Raw genomic sequence first — 12,230 nt, forward strand, 5'->3', positions numbered from 1 at the left:
GACACATTTCATGATGTACAGAGATAGCCTACTTCTTTATGATTGAAATAACTTGGATAAAGCACACTGACATCTGATTCATTTTCGCCTTAAAAAAGTCCATTTTATGCACAATATTATTGTAAAGGCTCGAAGAGAAAGTTGCAGCATGTATCAAAATGCGACTTGTGCGAAGTTTGAAAATTAGCGCTCATAACAGCAACTCAAGCAACCCATTTACCTGTAGATTTACCACCATCTGGATAGTTCAAAAAATGAAAAGATAGCACAAATCCGATGTTAGAACATGCGTACTTTATAGCTTGTCAATCTTGAACTGGATGCCCACGGAACAGCTACCTTTCGAACCTTCCGCAATGAAATTACGACTAAGAGTTCTGCTCCAATGCCTTCTCTGTCATTCAACTGCTTTTCACAACCATTTATAGAAAGATTATTGACGAAAATGTGTTGCTATATTACGGTACTTTCAATTTCCAATTAGTTTAGAAAGGACTATTTATGGCAACCGCTCAATGTACTTGGAAACGCCCCCCCCCCCTCTTTCTTATACTTATGCTCGTTTTCTGCCTTGGTATTTTATCGGGATGCAGCTCGAAACCTAAGACAGAGGTGATTGAGGCAAGAGAAGAGCCTAAAATCGAAGCCGAGAAACAAGAATTGCCCCAACAACAGGCAGAACAAGAAACGCAGGTTAAGCAATACTCTTCTGGATCATATCGAGTTGGTCAAGATATTCCCGCAGGTGAATATAAGCTCTTTAGTGAAAGTAATGGATACTTTTGCGTATATGAGAGCCTTGAGAAAAATGACCTTGATGACATTCTTATGAATGGTAACTTTACTACCTGTACTTATGTTGTTGTCTCAGATGGGCAGCTCCTAGAAATCAGGAGTGCTCATGCCGTTGCAGCAGCAGAAGCAGAACCAAGCACTGAACTCAAAGGCGACGGTGTTTATAAGGCTGGCTTTGATTTCCCAGCTGGTTCATATCAGGTAAATGCAGAAAAAAGCAATATGGGCTATTACGCAGTGCTGAACAATGTTAATGCTACCGACACCCTCGATAGAATCGTAAATAATAATAACTTTGAAAATAATGATTTCTGCACGGTTGGTGATGGTCAGTACCTTGAGCTAACACGTGCCACTGCTTCAAAGACTGAATAAGCAATCTTCTAATCAGAGCCCTCTCATAGCCAGTCTAAACCCTATTCGCGTAGGCGCGCTTTTGGTGCGCCTACTTCTTTATGGTCGGAACAAGGTATTGCGTTCGGAGAATTCTGCGCAGCACATTCGGAGAATGCAATCATTCGTCTCGTTGAGATGCGGTGAAAAGCTGTCTGCAAAGTGAGAGCAAAGTGACCTGTGAACTAAGAATAGTTGAGCCACAGCATGAGGGTGGCATAGCTTTTCTAAGGGAACTTTCGCGTAGCGCAGTTCCCGTGAAAAGACTATGCCACCCCATACGCTTGCAATTCATTCGTACAGGTCAGATGACGTTAAAAGGTATGCCGCCTCATGCGTCTGCAAATAGAAAACCAGTAAGCTACAAACCAGAAGACAAACCCACGCCCTTATTTTCTAACATCAAGCAGCTTTTTCAACTCCTCCTGAACCGCCTGCTCATGATTAAATCCAATAACCTTATCTGCAACAGCCTTTAACGCTGGTCGGCCGTTTGCCATAGCGCAGCCTGTGCCCACCAAACGAATCATCTCATAGTCGTTCATGGAATCACCAAAGGCCATAACTTCATCAGTATGCAAACCGTGATAATCCATGAGCTGCTGAATGCCCGATGCCTTAGACACACCCGTCTGGATACAGTCAATGTAGGAGTTACCCGACGGCGCAAAGGTAAACAAAGAACCCAGTTCACGCTGCAAAACATAAGCATTATCCATGACATTTCCGTCATCGCAAAAAACCGTTGCCTTCAAGATATTAACCTCAGGACTTGGCAGGTCATAGATTCGCTCTGCATTGGGCAAATCCTTATCAAGTTCGCGAATAAAAATATCTTCGTCATCCAGCAAAAATGATTTTGTCCTATCAAACAAGGCAAGGTGCATATTGGGAAACATAGCTACCGTCTTTGCAAGGCGACGAACAGCCAAGTGCGAATATACCTCACGATCAATGAGTACCCCATCGGCATAAACCTGTGCACCGTTTGAAGCTACAAAGTCCATCTGGTCCTTAACCGGCGCAAAAAACTCGCACAATTTATCAAACCGCCGACCCGAAGCCGCAGCAACATGTATCCCCTTCTCACGCAACGCCCGAATAATGTCATAGGTCTCCGCAGGCACCTCACTCTTCTCATTGAGCAGTGTTCCGTCCATATCAGTTGCAACCAAACGAATCATATTGACCCTTTCTTTGTTACTTTTCTATCTAGCTTACCCTTCCCGTACGCTTTTACTATCCGCAGAACAAACTTGCCGCTAGTATTGAGTTATTCGACCACTAACGTGAAAGAGGGTTTTATGTCGTCTTCACAACTCAGCTCGCTTATTGATGCCGCTGAAGGGCGCATCTTGCCTGATACCCTCTTTGTTAATGCGCGCGTTGTTGATGTCTACGGACAGCGCATTGTTCCTGGACAAGTTGCAGTGCACGAAGGTGTCATTGTGGGCGTGCTCTTTGGAGACCGCGCCTGTGATGCAGCGGCGGGCTATGATGCTCGTGAGATTATCGATTGCGGTGGTCGCTATTTGCTGCCAGGTTTTATCGATGCACACCTACACGTTGAAAGCTCAAATATTCGCCCTTCTGAATATGCACGCATGGCACTCACCCGAGGCACCACAACCGCGCTTGCCGATTCGCATGAAATCGCTAATGTCTGCGGACTTGACGGCTTGCGTTTTATGATTGAAGACGGAAAACGCGCACCTATCACATTCAAATTTATGATGCCCTCATGTGTACCAGCGCTCCCCGATGAACAGGCCGGAGCTGTAATTTCTGCTGAAGATATGAAAACCTTTTTTGCAACATATCCAGGAGAAATATTTGGCCTAGGCGAAATGATGAACCTGCCAGGTGTTTTTAGCGGAGACCCCGAAACACTCGCACGCATTGAGTCGGCGGCATGCACGGTCTCGGGTCTTGTTGATGGACATGCGCCTCTTGTCTATGCACGCGATCTTAACGCCTACACCACTACTGGCATCATTGCCGATCACGAATCGACACAACCCGCAGAAGCGCTTGATAAGCTCTCACGCGGTATGTATATCCTTTTGCGCGAAGGTACCTGCAGCCATGACCTTGCCCATCTTGCGCCCTTGCTCCTCGAAAACCCCGCCCGAGCGCGCCGCTGCTGCTTTGCAACTGATGACCGTGCGCCATCTGATGCCTTAACGTTTGGCATGATTGATAATGCCGTGCGAGTTGCTATCGAAGCTGGTATTGACCCCCTGGTTGCAATTCAAATGGCAAGTCTCAGTGCAGCTGAGGCCTTCTGCCTTGAACATGGACCTGCTGTAACAAAACCAAGTGAGCGTCGCGGAGCCATTGCTCCAGGTCATGTTGCCGATATACTTCTTGTTGACGACCTGCGCTTCCAAGAGCCTCCGGCGCGCGTCTATGCTGCCGGTACACTCGTAGCACAAGAAGGTACCTTTGTTGGTTCCATAGCGCCCGCAACCGCTGAGCTCAACAAGCTTGAACAGAAGCTCCGCCATAGTGTAGTGCTCCCTCAGCTATCGCGCGAACTCTTTGACTATAGCTTCCACGCTGGAGAAGCGGTGATTGATGTTATCCCTGGACAAGCAGTTACTCAAACCGTGTACCCAACAAACAATAACGAGCTGAGGCGCATCATGCTTATTGAGCGTCACGGACGTGGCTTGCACGCACAAGCCACGGGTTCAGATGGCGCAGATGCAGCAGGTATGGGACTCATAGGAAAACATATTGGACGTGGATGGGTGCGCGGGCTCGCTGTCACAGGTGGGGCAATCGCCTCAAGTATTGGTCATGATTCTCACAACATTTGTGTAGTGGGCGACAACCCCGATAATATGCTACAAGCTGTCCAAGCAATTGAGCAGGGCGGATTTGTCATTGTAAGAAATGGCACCATAGCTGCTCGTATCGATTTGCCACTTGGCGGCCTCATGTCCGATGCATCGGCAGAAGAGCTTGCTGCGGCACACGAACACTTTTTGAAAGAGGGTCGCAGGCTGGGCATTCAGGCTCCGCTCGACCCTATCATGAGCATGATTTTCTTGCCACTTCCTGTTATTCCAACGCTGAGAATACGCCCTGAAGGTATGTTTGATGTTGCTACATTTAGCTTTGTGTAACGCTGCCGCAAGGCGTTGAGTTGCTTTGCTACGCGCCACGTGCTACGTGCTACGTGTCACGTGTCACGTGCCACGCAGCAACAAGCTAAATTCAGCTCATACCTCACACAAGACTCATGCAAGATGCAACTTATGCAAGCCGTACAAACTTACGCTTACCCACCTGCACCACCGTACCCGATGTCAGACGCGCCGCATCAAGCTGATAGCTCTGCGGCTCCACTGCCTCGCCATTAAGCTTTACGCCGCCACCATCAATCAAACGACGCGCCTCACCAGCAGAAGCAGCCAGACCAGCATCCTTCAAAAGACCGGCAAAATAAACCATGCCATCATCGTTGGGAGTTACATCAAGCGCAACCGTTTCAATATCATCAGGCAGCTGGTTCTCGCGAAATACCCTATCAAATGCAGCTTCAGCAGCCGCGCCAGCACCACTACCGTGATAGGTATCGCAAAGGTCTCGACCAAGTGCACGTTTTAGCTGGTAGGGGTCAGCCTCTCCTGCCGCGAGCGCTGCCTCTATAGCATCAACTTCATCGGGAGTTTTTGAGCTTGCTAAGCGGTAATACTTACCAATCATCTCATCGGGAATCGACATCGTTTTGCCGAACATCTCAGCTGGCTCATCAGTAAGACCAATATAGTTACCATACGATTTGCTCATCTTGCGAACACCGTCGGTACCCTCTAAAAGCGGCATCGTCAGGGCAACTTGGGGCTCCATATCAAGCTTTTCCATAAGCTCGCGGCCAGCTAACAGGTTAAAGAGCTGGTCAGTGCCACCCATTTCAACATCGGCCTTAATTTGCACAGAGTCGTATGCCTGCATAACCGGATACAAAAACTCATGCAAAGCAATAGGGGTTTGACTCTGATAGCGCTTTGTAAAATCATCGCGCTCAAGAATGCGTGCAACAGTAAATTTACTGGCTACGGATAGCAAAGCCTTAAGATCAAGCGACAAAATCCAGTCACCGTTGTGCACAATGGTAGTACGCTCTGGATCCAAAATTTTCATCGCTTGTGCTACGTAGGTTTGAGCATTTGCCTCAACCTCTTCTTGGCTCAGCTGCGGGCGCGTGCTATTTTTGCCTGACGGGTCACCAATCATCGCTGTACCGTTACCAATAATGAGCGTCACCGTATGACCCAAATCTTGAAACTGGCGCATTTTACGCAGGGGAACAGCATGTCCTAGGTGCAAATCAGGCGAGGTTGGATCAACGCCTAACTTAATATTTAGGGGAAGACCCCGCTCAAGCTTGGCTCTAAGACCTGCCTCGGGCACAATCTGGGCTGCGCCTGACGAAATAATGCGCATTTGCTCGTCAACGGATAGCATTTCTCCTCCTTGATGAGTAGCGCCCGCGCCCCCATGCTCTTGGGGCGGTGCTAAAAACATAGAAACCGTTTAAGGATAGTAGAAAGTACCTTACTTGTCTGGCAAAACCATGAGAGAGCCACAGGCAATCCACGCAGGAATGCTTTTGTGCCTAGCTATTCTGCGCCACATGGTAAATATAGCAGGAGCTATCGTGCTATACGTAAGCGAACAGCACTGCACCTATACCAATGCTGTTGCACAACACTCAACAGAAAATCGCGTATTTATATGCTTCCCATCTGCAAATATGCCGATAAGCCACGTGCCTGAAACTCAGCTAGGTGATATGTCCAGAAGCGACTCTCGCTGTTAAAGATGCGCGTGCGACCATGATTATCAACCAGAAGTGGTAAACGTGCACCATTGGTAGCAAGCAAAGCACGCTGCGTGTGTCGGCGCTCACAGCTCGCGCACTGAGCATCGCAGGGTCCCTCTGCCGTCAGCACACAGTGCTCCATAACCATAAGCTCAAATGTGCCAGCAGCAACAATACCCACCGGCAACACCGATGATAGCTGCGGCAAACAACGCAACATGGCAGGGGCATCAAGCTCTTCAGGAAGCCATAGACGTGTAGCACCACGTGCTGCCAAGGCGACCGCGCTTGCACGATTCCACACAGACACTGGAGCCATGACTTCAAATGGTTTGCCAGCCTGAGCAAGCACTTCAATCTGTCCCAAGTTGCGCGCAACAAAAGCCCCAGCGCGCTCCAAAAGCATCTCAAGCTCCGACAGGTCTTGGGGGCGAAACAGTTCATCAAGCACAACACTTACCTGCGAAAGATAGGGCTCCCAACGCTCAAGCTCATCACGGAGCTGCCACGCATAAACAAACTGCTGCGCAAAGGAACTCTCCTCATCAATCTCTTCGGGAGCATGGCACAGGCGTACGGCATCTAGGCCAGTGCTCACTGTTGAGTGGGCACGCGCATCACACAACGCACTTGACGGTACAGCCAGCTCTACGCAGCTCCGCCCCGTCTCAACCCGTATCTCCTCTATGACACGCCTCTGAAATGCGCCGCAACATGCACATGATTGCTCAGCACTCTCCATACACTGAGACTCATGCTCGGCTGTCTGCTCACCCAAGAGCCCAGCGGCATTCCACGCCGCGTGAAGACTCGCCACCGCCGCCTCTGCCTCAGCAATGAGGGCGGTATCACGCGTAAGATGCACCTTGCTACCCGGCTCAACTCGGCGCTTACAACGCAGTTTGACTAGCGTATGTGCAGCTACATCTACCGGAGTGACAATCATAGGCCAACGCGTTGGCACATCACTTGGTGCATCCTCGCCCGGCGTGGTACGAATTTCTAAGGTATCACCTGCTTGAACAGGCTCCTCAAATGCAATGCGTACCCACTCATGCCCCGTGTCTCTAACCTCACCAACACAGGCACCCTGATTGCAAGCTCGCGCACGGCTCATAAGCTCAGAGCGAGCACGCACACCACGTGGATATACACTTGTGAATCCTCGGTTAAAGGAGCGCGCCAGCTGCATTTCTGTTTGAGCAAGAAAGGCTTCATCAAGCTCTATACCAGCTGCATAGCGGTCAAGAAGTGCTCGGTAGCTGCGCACAACGTTATAAACATAGTCGGCATGCTTCATGCGCCCCTCAATTTTAAGCGCGCCAACACCTGCCGCTGCCAACGCCGCCACCTGACGAATGCCTAAATAATCACGCGGGCATATAAGTTTTGCACCTAAGCTACGTGAGTGACGCGGCGCCTGAGCATCAACGAGTTCAACGCGACCCGCAAGCAACTCATTGGCTTCATTGACCAGCGCATAATCTTGGCGACAAGGCTGCGTACAATCACCCCGATTAGCATGCCGTCCGCGCCGCAAGGCCGAAAAACTACAAGCTCCTGAGTAACAAATGCAAATGGCTCCGTGCACAAAACACTCAATCTCAACTCCTGCTGCACAAAGCGCCGTAATTTCTTCAACCGAAAGCTCACGGGCGCAGGTTATGCGCGTAGCACCAAACATTGATTGAGCTAACTTAACTGCTTCGGCTGACTGCACGCCAGCTTGTGTTGATATATGTATCTCAGCCTCAGGAAGCTGTTGAGAAAAACGCTGAGCAAGCCCTATATCAGCCACAATTAAAGCATCTGCACCCGCATGTATGGCGCTACGCCCAAGTTGAAATGCTTCATCGAGCTCATTATCGTATACCAACACATTGAGTGCCACATATACTCGAACCCCGTGCTCATGCGCAACATGCACCGCTTGGCGCAACTCATTAAGGCTAAAGCCCACCGACCCTGCACGCGCATTGAATGCATGCAGACCCAGATATACCGCATCAGCACCAGCTGCAATAGCCGCTAAACACGCTTCAGGCGAGCCCGCTGGTGCTAAAAGCTCTGGAACATGCACGTGGCCCCCTCTATCTAGTGCTATCTACTGTAAACCCATGAGGCATTATGCCGCAAAGGGACGGGAGCTGCCCGTGTTTCTTTGCCGATGCTCGACGAATACAGAGCCTTCTGACCAACAGATGCGGTAAAGTTTTACCATCTGTACCGCAAAACAGTTTTCCAGGAGGCGTTATGGGTCCTCGCGAGCGTCAAACACGCCGCAATGCAAAAACGCATTCATTGGCTATGGTCATAGTTTCAATCTTAGGCTTTTTCCTGCTTGCAGGTGTTGCCTTTGGCATTGGCATGATGGCCAACATCAACCGATGGCTATCTGATTTGCCTGATTACACCGACACAAACCAATACTTAGTGAGTGAGCCAACTAACGTCCTTGACGCAAACGGCAACCTCATAGCCAGCCTGTATGTACAAAACCGTGAAGTAGTCGCACTTGAGCAAATCTCGCCCATTGTGCTCAAAGGCACCGTTGCCACCGAAGACGAGCGTTTCTATGAGCACGGTGGCATTGACCTTTTAGGCATTGGACGCGCACTGTTAGTGCAACTATCCGGTAGGTCTGAAGGTGCATCAACCATCACTCAGCAGCTTGTGCGCAATACCATTTTGTCTGAAGAGCAGTTTGATGTCACAATTGAGCGCAAAGTGCGCGAAGCCTTTATTGCCATCAAAATGGAAGAGCAGTTCTCAAAAGACGAGATTTTAGCCATGTATCTCAATACGATTTATTATGGCCATGGAGCCTACGGTATTGAGACAGCCGCGCGAACCTACTTCTCAAAGTCTAGCTCTGAGCTCAGCCTTTCCGAGGCAGCGCTGCTCATTGGTATTCCAAATGCGCCCGGTGTCTATGACCCCACAATTAACCCGGAGCTTGCCCTCAAGCGTCGCAACATCGTATTAGCGCGCATGCTAAAAAATAAGGTTATTAGCCAAGAAGAGCATGACGGAGCTCAGGCAGAAGAACTCAATCTTAACGTTACCAACATGCCGCAAAGTGGGTCGTTGGCTTACCCATATTTTTGCGATTATGTCCGCAGCTTGCTGCAAGACCAATTTACCACCGACATGATATTCAAAGGTGGACTGACGGTTAAAACAACCATTGACCCCACAATTCAGGCAAAAGCTGAAGAAGCTGCGGTGAGCCGTCTTGAGGCACGCGGTGCCGATAATGTTGATGTAGGTCTTATCTCCATTGACCCTCAAACGGGCTATATCAAAGCTATGGTGGGCGGACGCGATTACAACGCAACTGATGCGCATGTTAACCATACACTAAGCCGCCGCTCTGCCGGTTCTGCATTTAAGGGTCTCACTCTTGCAGCTGCTATTAAAGCTGGCATGAACCCCAATATTATGCTCAACTGCTCAAGTCCTATGACCTTCTCTAAAGGCGGTCGGAGCTTTACTGTACAAAACTACGGCAACCATGACTATGGCAACCGCACGCTTGCAAGCGCCACAGCTGTCTCATCTAACACCGGTTATATCCAGGTACAAGAAGTAATTGGCTACGGAGCAATTGAAAAGATTTGCTCAACGCTGGGCATTGATACTACCGACCCTGTGGCTGAGTTTAGAGGTCAGGATAACCTCACTATTGGTACCTGCAATATCACACCGCTTGAAATGGCTGAGGCCTATGCTGCGTTTGCAAATGGCGGCTACCATCGCGATGCCGTTGCCATTACAGAGATTCTGTCACGCACTGGACAAACGGTCTACAAGCACCAAGACGACCCCAAGCAGGTTTTAACACCGGGTCAAGCAGCGGCTGTTACTCAGGTGCTGCGCGGCGTTATGCAGGGCGGCGGTACCGGTCAGGGTTATATGCCCAACATCAACCAGCCGGTAGCAGGTAAAACCGGTACAGCAGGTCATGGCGGTAAGACAACAGACGTTTGGTTTGTTGGCTATACACCCCAACTCTGCACCTCCATCTGGATTGGTCAGTCGGCAGGAAACTATCAAATCCGCTACTCAACAGCTGATTTACCGCTACCTATCTTTAAGAACTTTATGACCAGTGCGCTTGCTGGTGTTGAGCGCGCTGAATTCCCCTTGGGCGATACCCCAACGTATAAGGCAAATGCTGAATGGAAGTTCTCACATAACCCAGCTGAAGAAGAAGTTGAGGAAGAAGAAGTAACTGAGGAGACAACCACAGCCACCGATGGCACCGAGCCTGAAGGTGAAGTTGTTGAAGAGGTGCCCGCAACGCCAGCTACACCAGCACAACCGGCGGCACCAAATGAAAATAATTCAGCCCAAGAGGAGCCTGAGCAGCCAGAAGCATAAATCAGTTCCTTTAACTCCCGTTGAAAAACCCTATGCCCACCTTGTTATGGTAGGCATAGGGTTTAAGCTTTTAGCGTGGCGCTATAAATAACGCGTTTACCGGTCTTTATGTTTACAGTTCTTTGTTGGTGCTGCGAAGCTTGCCCATCATGGTTTCAAAGTGCTCGCCATGCTCTTCCGTGCTACAAACAACCAAAATGGTATCGTTGCCAGCCAAAGAACCCAAGGCATCTGGCAGCTCCGCCGCATCAATTGCGGCTGCAATACCCGATGCCGTGCCAGGCTGTGCCTGAATAACAACTAAGTTACCCGTACGCACCACATCAACAACCAGCTCAGACACCATGCGCTGCAGATGTAGGTCCTCTGCCAGTACATAAAAACCTTCGGGGAGCTTTTTTAAGCCCATATCGGCAATATCGCGCGAGACCGTTGCTTGTGTGCACCGATAATTACGTTCTTTGAGCTTGGTAACCAGCATCCGTTGCGTGCGCACATTATTGCTTCTAACAATATCTCTAATTGCTTCTTGTCGATCATTACGTCGTTTTGCCATGGCTGCACATCCTTTTATATCGGGGATTCGCCTTATTCATAGCATACATAAAAGTGGGTTCTCATAAGGTTTGAAATTGGTAATTTTATTCGATTTAACGTTTCAATAAACAAGCACACTCATTCACACAACAAATGTCAAGAAGCGCTATTCATCCGCACATGCGCTACCTGGCTACGAGATACAGACATGCCCAAACGGCAACGAAGCAAAAAGTTTTGAGAACATGTACTGCAAACGAGCACGCGCATAGCATGCTGCCGATGAGCGACGCGCTATAGGCGTAAACATCAAACCAAAGTCTTTTGATGAAGCGTGAAGCAATTCAATAGATTGCTGCGTTGAGGGAGCATCTATTATTTCCTGCACCCGATGACGGCGCTCAAGGGAGGACACCCTACCTTTACCGAGGCACATATTATCGATGCACTGAATAATATGCTGAAGATGCAGGCGATGAACTGCTTCAAGACAGCTTCTATCTTGCACAAGATTCCACTGACAAACAAACTGTAAAAGCTCACGATGGTGCTGCTCAACAAGCTCAAAACAGTGTGGCTGTGCTGGCCGTGCTGCAGGGTCGAGCAGGCGTTCGTGATAGGAGATGTCACCCGCTACTACTGCGCACTGAACATAAGGAAGAAGATACAAAAGCCCTTCAAACGCATCCTGCGGCTTTGACATAGAGCTAGTACGAGCCTGCATTGCTTCTTGTATACGTGACGTACGCAGCAACGTACCTCTTATACCTTGCAAAACTCCCTCTGCAATAAGCGAAATGCTTGCCGCTAAAAATGCTTGCTGTTTGCTATACACCTGTGATTGTGGCAGCAAGACACGCGAATGTATATCGCCTGTTGCCTCTATATCAAGCGAACGTGCAGGGATAAGCATGTCACCCTGATACTCGTGCACCTTATCCAGCATTGCCTGAAGTTCATGCGGTGCAAACCATGCATGCTGATTAAGAATCATACAATAGTCGCCATATGCCTGCTCAAGTGCCAGCTCTATAGCCTCAGCCATACTGAGCTTGCTTGCCTCAACAATGTCAACACGAATATCGTGCTCAACGTATCGGGCAAAAACAGGAGCAAGTGATGTATCAGTTTGTACCAGTAACACTTGCAACTCACGGCAGCTTTGAGCCAGCATGCTCTCGATGCAACGCATATCTTTATCTGCGGTTGCATCAAAGACGATAACGATTGAAACCTGAGCTCGTTGTGAGCGCCGATGAGACAAGCTATGCCTCCTGTTCTTTAGCTA

General features: G+C 49.2%; 8 protein-coding genes. 3 read left to right on the forward strand and 5 right to left on the reverse strand.

Annotation, left to right across the window (positions count from 1 at the left end):
* The first annotated feature begins 612 nt into the window (after window positions 1–612).
* On the forward strand, window positions 613–1,170 hold the full coding sequence (locus KPC83_RS05525) for a hypothetical protein (RefSeq protein WP_216278266.1): 558 nt from the start codon (window positions 613–615) through the stop codon (window positions 1,168–1,170).
* Between the two features lie 407 nt (window positions 1,171–1,577).
* Here KPC83_RS05525 and KPC83_RS05530 read toward each other — a convergent pair whose 3' ends face one another.
* Window positions 1,578–2,372, reverse strand: a complete 795-nt coding sequence (locus KPC83_RS05530) for an HAD family hydrolase (RefSeq protein ID WP_216278267.1) — start codon at window positions 2,370–2,372, stop codon at window positions 1,578–1,580.
* 120 nt (window positions 2,373–2,492) lie between these two features.
* On the opposite strand from KPC83_RS05530, the gene KPC83_RS05535 reads away from it, so the two are divergent.
* Window positions 2,493–4,319 carry an adenine deaminase gene (locus KPC83_RS05535; protein ID WP_216278268.1) on the forward strand — a complete coding sequence of 609 codons (1,827 nt, stop codon included), beginning with the start codon at window positions 2,493–2,495 and terminating at the stop codon, window positions 4,317–4,319.
* A 130-nt stretch (window positions 4,320–4,449) separates the two neighbouring features.
* On the opposite strand, the gene tyrS is transcribed toward KPC83_RS05535, so the two are convergent.
* On the reverse strand, window positions 4,450–5,664 hold the full coding sequence (gene tyrS / locus KPC83_RS05540) for a tyrosine--tRNA ligase (protein WP_216278269.1): 1,215 nt from the start codon (window positions 5,662–5,664) through the stop codon (window positions 4,450–4,452).
* Between the two features lie 266 nt (window positions 5,665–5,930).
* Complete coding sequence (locus tag KPC83_RS05545) at window positions 5,931–8,102, reverse strand: peptidase U32 family protein (RefSeq protein ID WP_216278270.1); 2,172 nt, start codon at window positions 8,100–8,102, stop codon at window positions 5,931–5,933.
* Between the two features lie 173 nt (window positions 8,103–8,275).
* On the opposite strand from KPC83_RS05545, the gene KPC83_RS05550 reads away from it, so the two are divergent.
* Complete coding sequence (locus tag KPC83_RS05550) at window positions 8,276–10,405, forward strand: transglycosylase domain-containing protein (RefSeq protein ID WP_216278271.1); 2,130 nt, start codon at window positions 8,276–8,278, stop codon at window positions 10,403–10,405.
* A 112-nt stretch (window positions 10,406–10,517) separates the two neighbouring features.
* Here the strand turns inward: KPC83_RS05550 and KPC83_RS05555 are convergent, their stop codons facing one another.
* Entirely contained in the window at window positions 10,518–10,961 is a 444-nt protein-coding gene (locus tag KPC83_RS05555) for an arginine repressor (protein ID WP_216278272.1), read from the reverse strand.
* A gap of 174 nt (window positions 10,962–11,135) precedes the next feature.
* Window positions 11,136–12,206, reverse strand: coding sequence for a glycosyltransferase (locus KPC83_RS05560; protein WP_216278273.1), 1,071 nt, complete (start codon window positions 12,204–12,206; stop codon window positions 11,136–11,138).
* Window positions 12,207–12,230 lie beyond the last annotated feature (24 nt).

This window comes from Collinsella sp. zg1085, assembly GCF_018889955.1.
Lineage (GTDB): Bacteria > Actinomycetota > Coriobacteriia > Coriobacteriales > Coriobacteriaceae > Collinsella.